The 17,722-nt window shown below is 45.5% G+C and carries 13 protein-coding genes, 1 tRNA gene and 2 rRNA genes; 7 read left to right on the top strand and 9 right to left on the bottom strand.

Annotation, left to right across the window (positions count from 1 at the left end):
* Window positions 1-249: 249 nt before the first annotated feature.
* The 7 genes from J8Z23_RS15125 to J8Z23_RS15095 all read left to right on the top strand — a co-directional run bounded on the left by J8Z23_RS15125 (window position 250) and on the right by J8Z23_RS15095 (window position 9,234).
* Window positions 250-3,139: ribosomal RNA gene (locus J8Z23_RS15125) — 23S ribosomal RNA — on the top strand.
* A gap of 164 nt (window positions 3,140-3,303) precedes the next feature.
* A 5S ribosomal RNA gene (rrf, locus tag J8Z23_RS15120) occupies window positions 3,304-3,420 on the top strand.
* A gap of 46 nt (window positions 3,421-3,466) precedes the next feature.
* Window positions 3,467-3,543 (top strand) — tRNA-Asp (locus J8Z23_RS15115).
* Between the two features lie 942 nt (window positions 3,544-4,485).
* The gene (locus J8Z23_RS15110) at window positions 4,486-6,057 is read left to right on the top strand and encodes an ABC-F family ATP-binding cassette domain-containing protein (protein ID WP_301659618.1); all 1,572 of its coding nucleotides are present in this window, start codon (window positions 4,486-4,488) and stop codon (window positions 6,055-6,057) included.
* The gene (locus J8Z23_RS15105; protein WP_006743001.1) at window positions 6,054-7,211 is read left to right on the top strand and encodes an MFS transporter; all 1,158 of its coding nucleotides are present in this window, start codon (window positions 6,054-6,056) and stop codon (window positions 7,209-7,211) included. Before J8Z23_RS15110 ends, J8Z23_RS15105 begins: the two co-directional genes overlap by 4 nt.
* Window positions 7,212-7,498: 287 nt before the next feature.
* A complete protein-coding gene (locus tag J8Z23_RS15100; RefSeq protein ID WP_029855171.1) occupies window positions 7,499-8,719 on the top strand; it encodes a tyrosine-type recombinase/integrase in 1,221 nt (406 codons plus the stop codon).
* A gap of 89 nt (window positions 8,720-8,808) precedes the next feature.
* Entirely contained in the window at window positions 8,809-9,234 is a 426-nt protein-coding gene (locus J8Z23_RS15095) for a hypothetical protein (protein ID WP_139309195.1), read from the top strand.
* Window positions 9,235-9,366: 132 nt separating this feature from the next.
* Here the strand turns inward: J8Z23_RS15095 and J8Z23_RS15090 are convergent, their stop codons facing one another.
* The 9 genes from J8Z23_RS15090 to acs form a co-directional block, all read right to left on the bottom strand.
* The gene (locus tag J8Z23_RS15090) at window positions 9,367-9,813 is read right to left on the bottom strand and encodes a YagK/YfjJ domain-containing protein (protein WP_375792658.1); all 447 of its coding nucleotides are present in this window, start codon (window positions 9,811-9,813) and stop codon (window positions 9,367-9,369) included.
* A 319-nt stretch (window positions 9,814-10,132) separates the two neighbouring features.
* Window positions 10,133-10,336, bottom strand: coding sequence for a helix-turn-helix transcriptional regulator (locus tag J8Z23_RS15085; protein ID WP_074534750.1), 204 nt, complete (start codon window positions 10,334-10,336; stop codon window positions 10,133-10,135).
* 249 nt (window positions 10,337-10,585) lie between these two features.
* Complete coding sequence (gene fis / locus J8Z23_RS15080) at window positions 10,586-10,882, bottom strand: DNA-binding transcriptional regulator Fis (RefSeq protein WP_000462885.1); 297 nt, start codon at window positions 10,880-10,882, stop codon at window positions 10,586-10,588.
* Between the two features lie 23 nt (window positions 10,883-10,905).
* Window positions 10,906-11,874, bottom strand: coding sequence for a tRNA dihydrouridine synthase DusB (gene dusB / locus J8Z23_RS15075; RefSeq protein WP_301657791.1), 969 nt, complete (start codon window positions 11,872-11,874; stop codon window positions 10,906-10,908).
* A gap of 139 nt (window positions 11,875-12,013) precedes the next feature.
* Complete coding sequence (gene prmA, locus J8Z23_RS15070; RefSeq protein WP_005382507.1) at window positions 12,014-12,901, bottom strand: 50S ribosomal protein L11 methyltransferase; 888 nt, start codon at window positions 12,899-12,901, stop codon at window positions 12,014-12,016.
* Window positions 12,902-13,066: 165 nt separating this feature from the next.
* Window positions 13,067-14,410 carry an acetyl-CoA carboxylase biotin carboxylase subunit gene (gene accC / locus J8Z23_RS15065; RefSeq protein ID WP_005397839.1) on the bottom strand — a complete coding sequence of 448 codons (1,344 nt, stop codon included), beginning with the start codon at window positions 14,408-14,410 and terminating at the stop codon, window positions 13,067-13,069.
* 14 nt (window positions 14,411-14,424) lie between these two features.
* On the bottom strand, window positions 14,425-14,889 hold the full coding sequence (gene accB / locus J8Z23_RS15060) for an acetyl-CoA carboxylase biotin carboxyl carrier protein (RefSeq protein ID WP_434634145.1): 465 nt from the start codon (window positions 14,887-14,889) through the stop codon (window positions 14,425-14,427).
* 61 nt (window positions 14,890-14,950) lie between these two features.
* Window positions 14,951-15,400: a type II 3-dehydroquinate dehydratase gene (aroQ, locus tag J8Z23_RS15055; RefSeq protein WP_005397842.1), complete on the bottom strand. Its 450-nt coding sequence runs from the start codon at window positions 15,398-15,400 to the stop codon at window positions 14,951-14,953.
* Window positions 15,401-15,703: 303 nt separating this feature from the next.
* Window positions 15,704-17,656, bottom strand: a complete 1,953-nt coding sequence (gene acs / locus J8Z23_RS15050; RefSeq protein WP_167426160.1) for an acetate--CoA ligase — start codon at window positions 17,654-17,656, stop codon at window positions 15,704-15,706.
* Window positions 17,657-17,722 lie beyond the last annotated feature (66 nt).

Raw genomic sequence — 17,722 nt, 5'->3', positions numbered from 1 at the left:
GAAAGTCTTTAGAAAATGTAACTTCCTTGTGAAGAAACATAGCTCTTTAACAATTTGGAAAGCTGACAAAACAACAATTTATTGTTGTTTGTAAAGTTCTCAAAGTATTCATTTATGAATACAACTAAAAACACATTCAAGTGTTCTTGGAATTTGAGTCCGGCAAAATCGAATGTCTCTCGCTCATTCAAATAATGAGAGACAACTTTGGTGATTTGAAAATCAACTCGAAACTCCTTCGGGTTGTATGGTTAAGTGACTAAGCGTACACGGTGGATGCCTTGGCAGTCAGAGGCGATGAAGGACGTATTAACTTGCGATAAGCCCAGATTAGGTAGTAAAAACCACTTGAGTCTGGGATTTCCGAATGGGGAAACCCACTTACATAAGTAAGTATCGTTATGTGAATACATAGCATAACGAGGCGAACCGGGGGAACTGAAACATCTAAGTACCCCGAGGAAAAGAAATCAACCGAGATTCCGAAAGTAGCGGCGAGCGAAATTGGACTAGCCCTTAAGCTTTATAGGCGTTAGGTGAACAAGCTGGAAAGCTTGGCGATACAGGGTGATAGCCCCGTAACTGACGACGCATATTCAGTGAAATCGAGTAGGGCGGGACACGTGATATCCTGTCTGAATATGGGGGGACCATCCTCCAAGGCTAAATACTACTGACTGACCGATAGTGAACCAGTACCGTGAGGGAAAGGCGAAAAGAACCCCTGTGAGGGGAGTGAAATAGAACCTGAAACCGTGTACGTACAAGCAGTAGGAGCAGGCTTGTCCTGTGACTGCGTACCTTTTGTATAATGGGTCAGCGACTTATATTCAGTGGCAAGGTTAACCATCTAGGGGAGCCGTAGGGAAACCGAGTCTTAACTGGGCGTTCAGTCTCTGGATATAGACCCGAAACCAGGTGATCTAGCCATGGGCAGGTTGAAGGTTGAGTAACATCAACTGGAGGACCGAACCGACTAATGTTGAAAAATTAGCGGATGACTTGTGGCTAGGGGTGAAAGGCCAATCAAACCTGGAGATAGCTGGTTCTCCCCGAAAGCTATTTAGGTAGCGCCTCGGACGAATACTACTGGGGGTAGAGCACTGTTAAGGCTAGGGGGTCATCCCGACTTACCAACCCTTTGCAAACTCCGAATACCAGTAAGTACTATCCGGGAGACACACGGCGGGTGCTAACGTCCGTCGTGGAGAGGGAAACAACCCAGACCGCCAGCTAAGGTCCCAAATTACTACTAAGTGGGAAACGATGTGGGAAGGCTCAGACAGCCAGGATGTTGGCTTAGAAGCAGCCATCATTTAAAGAAAGCGTAATAGCTCACTGGTCGAGTCGGCCTGCGCGGAAGATGTAACGGGGCTAAGTAGTAAACCGAAGCTGCGGCAATGTGCTTTTGCACATTGGGTAGGGGAGCGTTCTGTAAGCGGTTGAAGGTGTGTGGTAACGCATGCTGGACGTATCAGAAGTGCGAATGCTGACATGAGTAACGATAAAGGGGGTGAAAAACCTCCTCGCCGGAAGACCAAGGGTTCCTGTCCAACGTTAATCGGGGCAGGGTAAGTCGACCCCTAAGGCGAGGCCGAAAGGCGTAGTCGATGGGAAACGGGTTAATATTCCCGTACTTCTTACAATTGCGATGGGGGGACGGAGAAGGCTAGGTGGGCCTGGCGACGGTTGTCCAGGTTCAAGTGCGTAGGCTTGAGAGTTAGGTAAATCCGGCTCTCTTTAAGGCTGAGACACGACGTCGAGCATCTACGGATGTGAAGTCATTGATGCCATGCTTCCAGGAAAAGCCTCTAAGCTTCAGATTGTAAGGAATCGTACCCCAAACCGACACAGGTGGTCGGGTAGAGAATACCAAGGCGCTTGAGAGAACTCGGGTGAAGGAACTAGGCAAAATGGTACCGTAACTTCGGGAGAAGGTACGCTCTCGACGGTGAAGTCCCTCGCGGATGGAGCTATTGAGAGTCGCAGATACCAGGTGGCTGCAACTGTTTATTAAAAACACAGCACTGTGCAAAATCGCAAGATGACGTATACGGTGTGACGCCTGCCCGGTGCCGGAAGGTTAATTGATGGGGTTAGACTTCGGTCGAAGCTCTTGATCGAAGCCCCGGTAAACGGCGGCCGTAACTATAACGGTCCTAAGGTAGCGAAATTCCTTGTCGGGTAAGTTCCGACCTGCACGAATGGCGTAATGATGGCCACGCTGTCTCCACCCGAGACTCAGTGAAATTGAAATCGCTGTGAAGATGCAGTGTACCCGCGGCTAGACGGAAAGACCCCGTGAACCTTTACTACAGCTTGGCACTGAACATTGACCCTACATGTGTAGGATAGGTGGGAGGCTTTGAAGCGCAGTCGCTAGATTGCGTGGAGCCGTCCTTGAAATACCACCCTTGTAGTGTTGATGTTCTAACGTCGACCCCTTATCGGGGTTGCGGACAGTGCCTGGTGGGTAGTTTGACTGGGGCGGTCTCCTCCCAAAGCGTAACGGAGGAGCACGAAGGTGGGCTAATCACGGTTGGACATCGTGAGGTTAGTGCAATGGCATAAGCCCGCTTGACTGCGAGAATGACAATTCGAGCAGGTGCGAAAGCAGGTCATAGTGATCCGGTGGTTCTGAATGGAAGGGCCATCGCTCAACGGATAAAAGGTACTCCGGGGATAACAGGCTGATACCGCCCAAGAGTTCATATCGACGGCGGTGTTTGGCACCTCGATGTCGGCTCATCACATCCTGGGGCTGAAGTCGGTCCCAAGGGTATGGCTGTTCGCCATTTAAAGTGGTACGCGAGCTGGGTTTAGAACGTCGTGAGACAGTTCGGTCCCTATCTGCCGTGGGCGTTGGAGAATTGAAAGGGGCTGCTCCTAGTACGAGAGGACCGGAGTGGACGAACCTCTGGTGTTCGGGTTGTGTCGCCAGACGCATTGCCCGGTAGCTAAGTTCGGGATCGATAACCGCTGAAAGCATCTAAGCGGGAAGCGAGCCTTGAGATGAGTTCTCCCTGATACTTTAAGTATCCTAAAGGGTTGTCGTAGACTACGACGTTGATAGGCAGGGTGTGTAAGCGTTGTGAGGCGTTGAGCTAACCTGTACTAATTGCCCGTGAGGCTTAACCATACAACACCCAAGGGGTTTTGATGGACTCAATGAAAGAACATTGAATGTGTAGTAACGAGAATTAAGAAACAGCTTTCCGAATTATTCGATTTGCAAGCAAATCTCACCCTAAAGGGCCGCACTAAAGTGCGTTTGAATTTGCGAGCAAATTGATAAAGAATTTGCTTGGCGACCATAGCGTTTTGGACCCACCTGATTTCCATGCCGAACTCAGAAGTGAAACGAAATAGCGCCGATGGTAGTGTGGGGCTTCCCCATGTGAGAGTAGGACATCGCCAGGCTTTAAATTTTGGACACTTGCTGATTACAAGCGAGTGATACCACTGCGGAGTGGTAGTTCAGTTGGTTAGAATACCGGCCTGTCACGCCGGGGGTCGCGGGTTCGAGTCCCGTCCACTCCGCCACTTATATTAAGCCTCAGTCGAAAGACTGGGGTTTTTTTTGTTTTGGTTACCCGACTTACCTTAACCTCATTTCCATATTGAAACCTTGCATCGAGAGGCAGGCTTCCCTCTTCGCTATGCTTTCTAAGCCTTGTCATAACGAGTTGATGCGCAATTCTGTGCTGTTTCTACTGAACCGGGTCCCAGTCTCGAGCGCTAGTTTTGAGCCCTTGTGCTTACTTACCAAAGCTTCCTTTATTATTACCTGGAAAGTTTATTCACTAGGTTATGTTATTTTCGGGGGGAGATTTCTCTGCTTTAGATGTTTTGATTTAGCCACAGGCGCTCATTAAAATAAACTCAGCGCATTTAAAACTTTCCGAACATGGATTCTGTTTGTAGATCTATTTAAGCCAGTGCCTGCCTTAAAGGATATTCGCTACTTCTTCCCTCTAAACCTCTCTAACCTACAAGGCCACCACTACGTTCGTATAACATGAGCGGTATAGCTGCTCTCATAGCTGTGCTTGCTGAGTAAGTCGTTCACCTAGCACATTGACTGAGGAAAGGTCTTCTTTCAGTGGATCTTCGTCTAAGTCACGATAGTTTTAATAATTATCTGGTACTTTTTATTCTAAAGGTGTACGCTTCACATTGAATGTTTTTTCGACAGTAAACCATGTTATATCTCTTGTTTAAAAGCTTTGTAAGAAGGCTGAACTCCGTGCAAAAAACGCGATGAAGTGTTGCTCGGAGTCTTAAATTAATCTTCATCAGGTGTTTATGCGTGAGTAACTTCGCTGAAGTTATACGCAGGCGTTTGTACACCTGATAAAAGAGAAGAGATGGCCGGTGATATTTCATCATCGGCCTTTTTGTATCTGTTAAGCAGCTACAAAGCATTATCCAGTATTGAAATAAGGGCCGGTATTGATCACCGGCCCTTTTTATTTGGTTAAAAACATGAGTATTTTACAAGTTAAAAATTTGTCTTATCAGATCGCTGATAAGAGTTTATATAACAACGCGACATTTCGAATTAACGTGGGAGAGAAAATAGGTATCACTGGAGCGAATGGCGTTGGAAAAAGCACCTTATTAAAACTGCTTACCGGTGAATTATCTGCAGATAAGGGCTGCATTGACTGGTTACCAAACCTTGAGGTGGGGTATTTAGAGCAACATTTTAAGATGGATAATGCGCTGACGGTTTATGAATGCTTAAAGAGTGCTTTTGAGAACTTATACGCTGCCGAGCAGAAGCTTTGGACTTTGTATCAGGCGATGACCGAGTCTCACTCTACATCTCTTTTAAGCCAAGTCGCCCGACTACAGGCATATTTAGAAGATGAAGACTTCTATGCAATTGATACCAAAATTGAACAAGTTGCTGTAGGTCTTGGCATTTATCAATTTGGCTTAGATACACCGCTTGTCTCGCTAAGTGGTGGTCAAAGACACAAGGTCCTTTTAGGGAGGTTGTTACTCCGCAACCCCGATGTGTTAATTCTCGACGAGCCGACAAACTATCTTGATGCTCTGCACATTGAATGGTTGGTCACGTTTCTCAACGATTACACTGGCACTGTTTTACTGGTTTCTCATGATATTGACTTCCTTAATCAAGTAGCGACCAGTATTTGTGATATTGATTATCAAACGGTCCGAAAATACAGCGGCACTTATGTCAAAGCAATGCAGCAAAAGCATCACGACGGTGCTTTGTTAGAAAAGCAATATAAGGCTCAGCAAAATGAAATTCGAAAGTTAGAGCAATTTATTGCCAAAAATGGCGCTGGAGTTAACGCGAGTCTTGCTAAGGGACGCAAGAAAAAACTGGATAAAATCGAACGTATTCAACTGAATTGTATAGAGAAAGTATCGATGTTTGACTTTGCTCACCAGCCTATTGGGCAACAGTATGTGATTGACGCAAAAGCGTTGATGATAGGTTATCAGCAGCCTCTGCTTCCTGCGCTTGATATCACGTTAGCGCGCGGGGAGAAGTTGGTCGTTTCTGGTTTTAACGGCGTAGGTAAGTCGACTTTAATTAAAACCCTTATGGGGGAGATCGAGCCGCTCTCTGGTGAGGTGGTATTGGCAAAAGGTGCAATGATTGGGTATTTTTCTCAAGATTTGTCTTGGCGTCACCCTCAGCACACGCCTGAGCAGGAGCTATGCTCTTGTGATCCAACGATATCAAGCAAAGAATCACGCAAGCTATTAGCTCGCTTTGGGGTCACCGGAGATAAGACGCAGCGCCACCTAGATACATTAAGTGGAGGTGAGCAAACTCGCGTGAAACTTTGTTGTTTATCAGTCCAGAAATGCAATGTTTTGCTATTGGACGAGCCAACGACACATTTGGATAGCAGCAGTAAAAATGCGCTTAAAGAAGCTCTCCAGCGCTTTTCTGGTAGCGTGATTGTGGTATCTCATGAGAAGGCGTTTTTACAATCTTGGCCCGACAGAGTTTTAGACATTTCGTTGCTCACTTGTGCTGAATCGGAAACAGAACAGGAGGTGGAGCTATGATGCAGTCCATGATCCTATTTCTCGTTGCTTTTCTTGTTGGTGCTGATGAGTTGATGCTTGGATCTATTCTTGAACCTATCGGAAATGATTTAAGTGTTCAACCGAGTCAGGTTACGTTATTTATTACGGCATATAGTTTAGCTATAGCAATTTGTGCTCCTTACCTGGGACGTTTATCAGACCGGGTTGGGCGTATTCGTATCATGTTGCCTGCTTGCTTCGTATTTGGGGTTGCGTCTATTACGACGGGCATAGTTCATGATTTTGAACTTGCGATTGCAAGTCGAGTGATCACAGGTATTGCAAGTGCAGGCATGTTGCCAATTGCATTCGCGTTGGCGGGAGACGCGAAGGGTAATAGAGCGATGCGTCAAATTGTGATGGTTCAGGCGGGATTAACGCTGGGTATGATAACCAGCCCGGCGCTCGGAGCATTGTTGACCCAGCTTTTATCATGGCGTGCCGCTTTTATTATTTTGGGCGTTGCGGCTCTTCTTGTCGGTGCCATGAGCGTAGTGTTCATGAACAACAAGCATGATGAGTCAAAGGCATTAGATACTCTGCCGCCTATCACAGACGTCATTCATCTTCCAGGCGCGTTGAGGGCGATTCTAGCGATGTGTTTAGGCCTAGGGGGAGGTATTGGTGTATTTAACCTGATAGGCCTTCATATTCGAGATACCAGCGAGTTGGCGCTCGGTTGGGTGGGCGCTATTTATGCTGCTCTAGGGATCGTGAGTGTGGTTGGAAATATGTGCGTGGGGAGAGCTTGCCGTTGGCTTGGTAGCTCTCGAGCCGTTATGCGAGTGGCTTTAATGGTGTGCATACCTTGCAGTGCATGGGTGTTCTCAAATGAGATGAGTACGGTGACCGCTTATCTTCCAGCTCTAGTGCTCTGGTCTCTTGCTGGAGGGGTAGGCTCTCCGGCGTTACAAGCACATATAGCAAGCTTATCTGATGAACATCGAGGTGTGCTGATGTCTTCTGGAATGAGTATGATGCACTTTGGTGTCGCGATTTGGTCTGCCTTGGCGGGCTTTGCTTATTCTGTAGGTCATGAATGGGTCGCTGTCGTGGCTTTGTTATTGTTTGGCTCAGCGGTAGTTATATTAAAGCCAGTTGGTAATGCTGAACAAAGTGAGCGTTATTCGTAGTATTTTTGTAGATAAAGAAAAGCCGTTACCTAAAAAGGTAACGGCTTGTTCCAAATACTTTTTGAAAGCCGGTCTTAGTTCATGCCGTATTATCAATCTTTATATCTCATTTAATCTTTTGTTTTCTCGATTTTGTTTTTAACTGATTGTTTTTTTGTTTATTTTGTTCTGGGTTTTTCTTGGTTGTTCTCAATTAGTGTTGGTTTTTCTCAAAGATTTTTGGGTTGTATTGTGGGTTTTATTTGGTGTGTGTATAGTTTAGTAAATTATTTCGATACGATTTTGATATGGCTATAACTGATTCAAAACTCAAATCCATGCTTGGAAAGGAGCATACGAGGTCACCGATTAAGTTGTCAGATCGTGATGGCTTGTATGTTTATCATCGTAAAACAGGTGTCTTGTCTTTTGTGTACCGTTATCGCTACAACGGAAAACCGAGAGATTTGGCTTTAGGGAAATATCCTAATTTGAGCCTACTGGAAGCGCGCTCTAAGGTTAGGAAGTACAATGAGATTCTTGCTAAGGGGACAGACCCTAAGTTGCATAAAGATTTAGAAAAAAGAAAATCTATTGATGTTGTAACAGTCAAAGGTGCTCTGGAGTATTGGTTGGTGAACTATGCTGAAAAGCGTCGTAAGAATTACCATAAGCACCGATCGCAATTTGAAAGGCACGTATACCCATTAATAGGACACTTGCCATTAGAGCTATGTGAGACAAGGCACTGGGTTGAAGTTTTTGATGCGATTACTAATGGTACTTATCATCGTGCCGCCCCCAAAGCATCAGGCTATATCCTTCAGAATGCCAAGCAAGCATTGAAATTCTGTCGAGTAAGGCACTTTGCCGTATCTCACGCACTCGATGATCTAAACGTGGTAGATGTAGGTGAGAAGCAATACAAGCGAGATAGGGTTTTAGAGTGGGAAGAACTTCATGATGTATGGAAGTGGACCTCAAACGAAAAGAACCCTCCTTATTACAGACACCTGTTTTACCTACTGATTCTTTTTGGGTGCAGGACGCAGGAAATTAGATTATCTACGGTTGATGAGTGGGATTTGGAAAGTTTAATTTGGACAGTTCCCAAGCATAAAAGCAAAACAGGCAACGCCATTCAGCGCCCAATCCCTGAACAGGTAGCTGGCTACATTAAATTACTAATAAATAGTGGTTCAAATGACTACCTTCTGGGAGATGTAAAGCGCCCTGAAGCTGTTTCTAGTTTCGGTGGTAAGCTTTGGAAAAAGCTAAATCATGAACACAGTTGGACGCTCCATGATATTCGCAGGACTTTCACGACAATGCTAAACGACTTGGGGGTAGAACCCTATATCGTAGAGCAAATGTTAGGTCATGCTTTAGGAGGAACGATGGGGATTTACAACCGATCACAACACTTGGAAAAGAAAAGGAGAGCTTTAAACCTCTGGTTTAGCAAGCTTTTAGAAATGGAAGTTCAAGATAATGTTGTAAATATATCTATACCTGCTGTAGGTGAATAGGTGAGCAAAACTTCATATTAAAAAATTGATGCTTTACTTCGCGGCATGTATCTTTGCGCCATCATTTTACTAAATAGGATTGAATTGCAGTGAAGTATTGGATTTCGCTTATGGTGTCGTCATCGATGTTGCTAGTTGGATGTCAGTCTACACCCAAGGATATGGATCATGGTATCAAGCTAGATCTTGAGGCTAATAAAGAGATCTTAATGAATTTAGTTAGAGAGGGCTTAAAAGATCCTGACAGTTTGAAAAACTTTAAAATTGTCAGTGAATACAAGTGTTGGCTTACAGGTAACCTATACTCATATGTTACTGGTTCGGCGTCTTGGTGTTATTTAGCAACTTATCAAGCCAAAAACAGTTATGGGGGCTATGTACGAGGAACATCGAATTTCTACTTTAGCCAAGATAATGGTGTTATACATAAAAGCTACAACACCTCTATAGATGGTATGGTTTCGGATGAATTTGTAATGTACAAAGGTGAAAGTAAGCTCATCAATACATATTAAAAACTGCACTGTACAAGGGTAGCTAAGGTGTTGGCTACCCTATCTCCCCCTACAGCTAGATACTCATCTGGCGACATGCTCACCTGAGAAATAGAAATCTTAGTAATTTAGATCCACTGACATATATAAAAATTACAATAGTCTGCTACACCCATACTTCTTTAGCTGGTGGATTGTTTCTTTAGAGCGCTCTTTAGTAAGGTAAGACAGCCTGTAGATGATCTCACGTTTGAGTTGAATATTGTCTCGATGTAGTTTGTAGTAACAATGTTCAGGAACGCTTAGTTTCCCTTCAATGGTTATTTCTTTCCATTGACTCTTTAAGAACTCGATGATGCGGTGTGAAGATTGAACTTTTCTACCCTCAAGAAAGAGCCATATATGATAGTGTTGCTGACTTGATTTACTTCTCTCCCTTGCCCAGCAGTAGCCAATTTTTTTGAGCTTGTGAGTTCGTGTTAGTAGTGTCTTGCTGTGCCGGAAGAAATTACTTATACATTTGTTATCATCAGAATACGCCCCTTCAGGTAGATGTAGTTGAAATGAAATACAGATAACTCGAGCATAGGCTTCTTGCATGAGGTTTAGTTGGCGGATCATCGCCTTTAATCGAGTTTGGTTTATAAAATACTGGCACTTAGCTCCCACGTTAACTTCCCAATGCATACCATCGATTGAAATATATGGGTTATTTGTATATTGGCTCATGGCTGCTGACGTTTCTTGATTGCTTCTAAACCAATGGAAGTGAAAAGCAAGGTAGGGATATTAATAAATACCCCACACCTATTTCGGTTTAATGTTATGTGCTTTCAGGCTTTGATGACTAACTTGTCATTGATAAAACTAGCTTAATGTTCTCAATTTCGGACATAATTTTAGCAACAGCAACCCGCGGTTAATCACTGCTATGTTGGCTCAAGAAGTGCTCTATCTGGCTCTCTCTCCAGCCTAGAGCACGATTTCTTGACTTGATTGGTACAGGGAATCGTTTTTCTACTTTCCACCAGCGCCAGAGCGTCTTAGGGGAGCGTCCCATGATTGCTGATACTTCTTTGACGGTTAGTAATCTATCAAATGGTTTGTTTACTAAGGTGTGCATATATTTTCCTCTTTGTGCGTGTTGAGGATCTATACGTTGCCATTGAGAATTGTTTGGTGAAGTTCTCATTTAATCTTAGTAAAGCTCATATGAAAAAACTTTAAGCACATAGCTGTGCAGGAGATTAGATTTAGTAAAAGCTATACGAAAGTGGTTTGACGTAGTTGGGTTTTTTTGTGGGTTTTAAAAGAGAAAAGCCAATATTCATTACGAATGTTGGCTTTAATATCAATGAGATGTGAAACTTAATTAGTTCATGCCGTATTTCTTAAGTTTTTTGCGAAGAGTACCGCGGTTGATACCCATCATAGTTGCCGCGCGAGTTTGGTTACCGCGAGTGTACTGCATGATAGTATCTAATAGTGGCTGTTCAACTTCAGCTAGAACTAATTCGTATAGTTCTGTTACTTCCTGGCCGTTTAGTTGAGCAAGGTAGTTTTTAAGAGACGCTTTAACAGAGTCACGTAAAGGCTTCTGAGTAATCTGGTCTTGTGACGTTACTGTAGTTACTGTTAATGCTTCTGAAGTCAGATTTTGTTCGAACATATTCGGTCTAGCTCTTCTCTTAATTATGATGCAACGTTATCAAAATAACCTTCTAACGCCTCAATTTGCAGCGGAGCTGCGTCGATAGCGTTGAAGGTACGGCGAAACTCACTTGCCTGTTCATGCTCTTTTAGGTACCACCCTACGTGCTTACGCGCGATACGTGGGCCTAAGTACTCTCCATAAAATTCATGTAGAGCATTCACATGACCAAGCATAATGGTTTTCACTTCCTCAGTAGGAAGCTCACCCATTGTGGTGCCGTTTTCCAAATAGTGATGGATTTCCTGGAAAATCCAAGGACGACCCTGGGCAGGGCGTCCAATCATTAAAGCGTCCGCACCGGTGTACTCCAGTACAAATTTGGCTTTCTCCGGGCTATCGATATCACCGTTCGCGATAACCGGAATTGAAATCGCCTCTTTTACCGCTTTAATGCTGTCGTATTCGGCCTCACCTTTGTACATACAAGCTTTCGTTCTGCCATGCAGAGCAAGAGCTTGGATGCCGCAGTCTTCGGCTAATTTAGCGATCTGGACACAGTTCTTGTTGTCTGTATCCCAGCCAGTTCGAGTCTTTAACGTTACAGGAACGTCCACTGCATTCACGACCGCTTTCAAAATCTCTTCGATAATGTTTGGGTATTGAAGCAGAGCAGAGCCCGCTAGCTTCTTATTCACTTTTTTTGCCGGGCAGCCCATGTTGATGTCGATGATTTGTGCACCGTTCTCAACACTGAATTGAGCTGCGTCCGCCATAAGCTGTGGATCGGAACCCGCAATCTGTACAGAGCGAATGCCCGATTCGCCCTCGTGTACCATGCGCTGTTTCGACTTTGACGTTCCCCATAGTTTCGGGTTAGCAGACATCATTTCACTGACGGCCATTCCCGCACCATAGCGAAGACACAACTCGCGAAACGGTCTATCCGTTACACCAGCCATAGGGGCTACGATTAGATTGTTCTTAAGTTGATAGTTTCCGATTTTCAAAACGTCATCACAGTTCTGTACCAGCAAGGGCGCGCATTTTACGCATTTTTTCACTGCGTGAAAAGACTAATATTTGAGCATTTACAAATTGTTTTTGTAAATTGTATGAATTTCAAACAATTAGCTCTGAAAACCTTGTCTAGCCTTGCTTACGACCAGAGATGCGACACCATTCACTTTGCTCAACAATCGGGTCAATGTGAAGCTCGTCACGGTAATAGTTCGCAACATCTTCGGCTTGCGTGTCTAATACTCCAGACATTGCAAGGTCGCCATTTGGCTTAACTAGCCCTTTGATGATAGGTGCAAGTTCACGTAAAGGTCCCGCAAGGATGTTGGCCACAACGACGTCAGCGACGAGACCTTCAGGTTGATTTTGCGGTAAGTAAACTTCTAGTTTGTCGGCAACGCCGTTACGCTCTGCGTTGTCTTTCGAAGCAAGCAGTGCTTGAGGATCAATGTCGATCCCTATCACTTTTTCAGCGCCCAGTTTGATCGCCGCGATCGCCAGAATGCCAGAGCCACAACCGAAGTCGATAACGGTCTTACCGCTTAAGTCCATGCTTTCTAGCCACTCAAGACAAAGTGCTGTTGTAGGGTGAGTACCCGTACCGAATGCAAGGCCAGGATCCAACATAACATTAACAGCGTCAGGATCTGGAATGTCGCGCCAGCTTGGACAAATCCATAGGCGTTCACCAAATTTCATTGGGTGGAAGTTTTCCATCCATTCGCGTTCCCAGTCTTTATCTTCAAGCTGTTCTACTTTGTAAGCAAAATTGTCAGCCAGCATATTGCTCGCTTTAATTTGGTCGATGATGAAGTTAGTGTCTGCTTCTGCATCATACAGTGCCAGAATGTCAGTATCGCCCCATAAGCGAGTTTCGCCAGGTAGAGGTTCGAATACAGGTGTATCCTGCGCGTCTAAGAATGTAACAGACAGCGCGCCAGTCTCTTCCATTAGCATATCGCCGATTTGCTCAGCGTTTTCATTGGTCGCGTTGAGTTTGATTTGAATCCAAGGCATTGGTTTTTGCTCTTAAAGTGAATGAAGTGGCGCAGAGTTTACCAGAACTCTACGATTTGTTTGAGTATATACCCAAATAAGCCTACGTATTTGTTGAATGCTTAGAGTCCATACAAAACAAAAATGCCCACGGGTGTGGGCATTTTTTAAGACGTTTGCTTAGGCTTATTGTAAGCCGAGCTTCTTCTCTAGGTAGTGGATGTTTGCACCACCATGCTGGAAGTTTTCGTCATTCATAATGGAGAATTGCAGTGGCACGTTGGTTTTGATGCCTTCGATGATCATCTCACCCAGAGCATTCTTCATGCGCGCAATCGCCACATCACGGTTTTCACCGTACGTGATTAGCTTACCAATCATTGAATCGTAATGAGGCGGTACTGTGTAACCAGAGTAGATGTGTGATTCCCAACGCACACCCATGCCACCAGGCGCGTGGAAACGCTCTATCTTACCTGGAGATGGTAGGAAGCGTTCTGGGTCTTCTGCGTTGATACGGCACTCAATCGCATGGCCACGGATCTTAATGTCATCTTGAGTGAATGACAGAGGTTGACCCGCCGCAACGCGAAGCTGTTCTTTGATTAGGTCGATGCCGGTAACCATTTCTGTTACTGGGTGTTCTACCTGAATACGAGTGTTCATTTCGATGAAGTAGAATTCACCGTTCTCGTATAGGAATTCGAACGTACCTGCGCCGCGGTAGCCAATTTCGATACATGCACGAGTACAACGTTCACCGATGTACTTACGCATCTCTTCAGTGATACCTGGTGCTGGAGCTTCTTCCACTACTTTTTGGTGACGACGTTGCATTGAACAATCACGTTCACCAAGGTGGATTGCGCCGCCTTGACCGTCAGCGATAACTTGTACTTCAACGTGACGAGGGTTTTCTAGGAATTTCTCCATGTAAACCATATCGTTGTTGAACGCTGCTTTTGCTTCAGCGCGCGTCATTGCAATCGCTTGGATTAGGTCTTTTTCTGCGCGAACGACACGCATACCACGGCCACCGCCGCCACCAGACGCTTTGATGATGACTGGATAACCAATGCGTTTAGCAAACGCCTTGTTTTTCTCTTCGTCGTTGTCCAGAGGACCGTCAGAGCCAGGTACACAAGGAACGCCAGCTTTCTTCATTGCGTTGATCGCCGACACTTTGTCACCCATCAGGCGGATAGTGTCTGCTTTGGGACCAACGAAGATGAAACCACTGCGCTCAACTTGCTCAGCGAAGTCTGCGTTTTCTGACAAGAAGCCGTAACCAGGGTGAATGGCAACGGCCCCTGTTACTTCTGCTGCAGAAATAATTCGTGGGATATTTAGGTAGCTGTCGATACCACGAGCAGGGCCGATACACACGGTTTCGTCTGCGAGTAGTACGTGCTTAAGATCGCGGTCAGCTGTCGAGTGAACAGCGACGGTCTTAATACCTAATTCTTTACAAGCGCGAAGAATACGAAGTGCAATTTCACCTCGGTTCGCGATGACTACTTTGTCTAGCATAAGGCAAGCCCCGCTTATTCGATTACAACAAGAGGTTGGTCGAATTCAACTGGTTGGCCGTCTTCAGCTAGGATCGCTGTAACAACGCCAGATTTGTCCGCTTCGATTTGGTTCATCATTTTCATTGCTTCAACAATACATAGCGTATCGCCAGCATTTACTTTCTGACCCACTTCTACGAATGCTTTAGAGTCTGGGCTTGGAGAACGGTAGAAAGTACCAACCATTGGAGAAAGAACTTGGTGACCTGCAGGCGTTGCAGCTGCTGGAGCTTCTGCTGCTGGCGCTTCTGCTGCTGGTGCCGCTGCTGCTGGAGCAGGTGCCGCTACTGGAGCTGCTGCGTAGTGAACTGGTGCTTGAGGGGCTGCAGTGCCGTGACGACTGATGCGTACTGACTCTTCACCTTCAGAAATCTCTAGCTCAGCAATGCCAGACTCTTCAACTAACTCAATTAGCTTCTTGATTTTACGAATATCCATCTTTTCTTTCTCTTTTATCTTGTGATTAAGACAACCCTCGTGGGGTTGCAGAGTGTTAGGGTTACTTTGCCTGTAGCTTATTAATCGCGGCAGACAGAGCGAATTCATAACCTTGTGCGCCTAAACCGCAAATCACGCCTTCTGCTTTATCTGACAGATAAGAGTGATGACGAAATGGTTCACGTGCGTGCACATTTGATAAGTGCACCTCAATAAATGGGATGGCGACGCCAAGTAATGCATCTCGCAGTGCCACACTGGTATGAGTGAAAGCCGCTGGATTGATGATGATGAAGTCAATCTTGCCATAAGCAGCATGAATGGCTTCAATCAGTTCGTACTCACGATTTGATTGTAGGTGTTCCAGTTCCACCCCTGCGTTATGAGCTTGCTTCGTAAGAGCATCCACAACTTGTGCTAAGGTGCTGTGACCATAGTGTGTCGGTTCGCGCAGACCCAATAGGTTAAGATTTGGTCCGTTTAGAACAAGAATCCGTGACTTTGCAGACATTATGTTGCTATCTTCCCTTATCGTGAGTGGAACGTTTATATTCCCAAATATACGATAGTTCAGCACGATTTTTTTGTTAAAACCGAGCAAATTTTAAAAAATCGACCAAGATTATAGCTAATTCATAGCAATTAGCAGCAATTTACTGGTCTAATCTCCTAATAGCCACCTTCGTTTCTGTAACCAAGTTAACAAAAACAACATAATTGCCATGTTCTTTGTGCGGCTAATTTGTGCGCACAAGCAAAAAACCGCCATGAGTGATGGCGGTTTTTAAAGTGCTTTTAAAACAGTTGGTTGAATTTATGCCAATTCTGCTTTCTCTGCGATAAGTTTGTCTACCACGCTCGGATCGGCAAGCGTTGATGTGTCTCCGAGGTTGCTTGTATCGCCCGTTGCAATCTTACGCAGGATTCGACGCATGATCTTACCAGAGCGAGTCTTCGGTAAGGAATCCGTCCAGTGCAGTACATCTGGTGTCGCGATTGGACCAATCTCTTTACGCACCCAATCTTTAACTTCTTTGTGCAGCTCTGCTGACGGGAATTCACCATCGTTCAATGTAATGTAAGCGTAGATAGCTTGGCCCTTGATGTCATGTGGAATACCAACAATCGCCGCTTCTGCAATCTTGTGGTGCGCCACTAGCGCTGATTCAATTTCAGCGGTACCCATACGGTGACCCGACACGTTTAGTACGTCATCAACACGGCCTGTGATCCAGTAGTAGCCGTCTTCGTCACGACGCGCACCATCACTGGTGAAGTACATCCCCTTAAAGGTTGAGAAGTAGGTCTGTTCAAAGCGCTCATGGTCGCCGTAAACCGTGCGCATCTGGCCTGGCCAAGAATCAAGGATAACCAAGTTACCTTCAGCAACGGTATCTTCAAGAATGTTGCCCATATTATCGACAAGAGCAGGCTGGACGCCGAAGAATGGGCGAGTCGCAGAGCCTGGTTTTAGATCGGTTGCCCCCGGTAGTGGCGCAATCAAGATGCCGCCAGTTTCCGTTTGCCACCAAGTATCGACGATAGGTGAGTTCTCGTTACCAATCGTTTTGTAGTACCACTCCCACGCTTCTGGGTTGATTGGTTCGCCCACTGAGCCCATGATGCGCAGGCTTGAACGAGATGTGCCTGCAACCGCTTCATCACCTTTTGCCATTAGCGCACGAATCGCGGTTGGGGCGGTGTATAGAATGTTGACTTGGTGTTTATCAACCACTTCACTCATTCGGCTTGTGCTTGGGTAGTTTGGTACACCTTCGAATAAGATGGTCTTCGCCCCATTTGCAAGTGGACCGTAGATTAGGTAAGTGTGACCGGTAATCCAACCCACGTCCGCGGTACACCAGAAGGTTTCGCCTGGTTGGTAATCGAACACATATTTGAAGGTCATCGCCGCGTAGACGAGGTAACCACCTGTTGTGTGTAGTACACCTTTAGGTTTGCCTGTTGAACCTGAAGTGTAAAGGATGAAGAGCGGATCTTCGGCTTTCATTTCTTCTGGTGGGCAAACGTCAGAAACGTTAGCTGTTGCTTCGTGCCACCAAACATCACGGTGTTCATGCCATTCGACATCACCACCTGTACGTTTAAGCACCAACACTTTATTGATGGTTTTTACGTCTGGGTTAGTTAGTGCTTCGTCCACGTTCTTTTTCAGTGGAACGGCACGCCCGCCGCGCACGCCTTCATCAGCGGTGATCACGACTTTAGCGTCAGAGTCGATGATACGGCCAGAGAGAGCTTCTGGTGAGAAACCGCCAAATACAACGGTATGAACCGCACCGATGCGGGTACAAGCGAGCATAGCCACTGCGGCTTCTGGCACCATTGGCATGTATAGACATACCACGTCGCCCTTGCGTACGCCTTGCTCTTTCAATGCGTTGGAGAACTTACACACTTCTTTGTGTAGTTCGTTGAAAGTGAGTGTTTTGTCGTCGGCTGGATCATCGCCTTCCCAAATGATGGCGACGTTATCCCCGTGTTCTGCGAGATGACGGTCAATACAGTTCGCCGAGACGTTCAGCGTGCCGTCTTCAAACCAACGAATGTCGACATGACCAGTATCGAAAGAGGTGCTTTTTACTTTGGTGAAAGGTTTGATCCAATCAACGATTTTGCCGTGTTCGTTCCAGAAGCCCTCTGGATCGGTTACCGACTGCTGATACATGGCTAAGTAAGTATCATTATCCGCGTGTGTATGAGTTTTAATATTTTCTTTTACCGGATAAACGTGGGCTTCGCTCATGGCTTCTCTCCTTGTGCCTTATTTCTCGGCCTTACACCAATCTAGATAAGATTTTGAATATGTTTT

The sequence above is a fragment of the Vibrio sp. SCSIO 43086 genome (genome assembly GCF_051132235.1).
GTDB classification, from domain to species: Bacteria; Pseudomonadota; Gammaproteobacteria; order Enterobacterales; family Vibrionaceae; genus Vibrio; species Vibrio diabolicus.
Note: the sequence above shows the minus strand (reverse complement) of the source record. Positions and strands in the feature narration are given on the sequence as shown.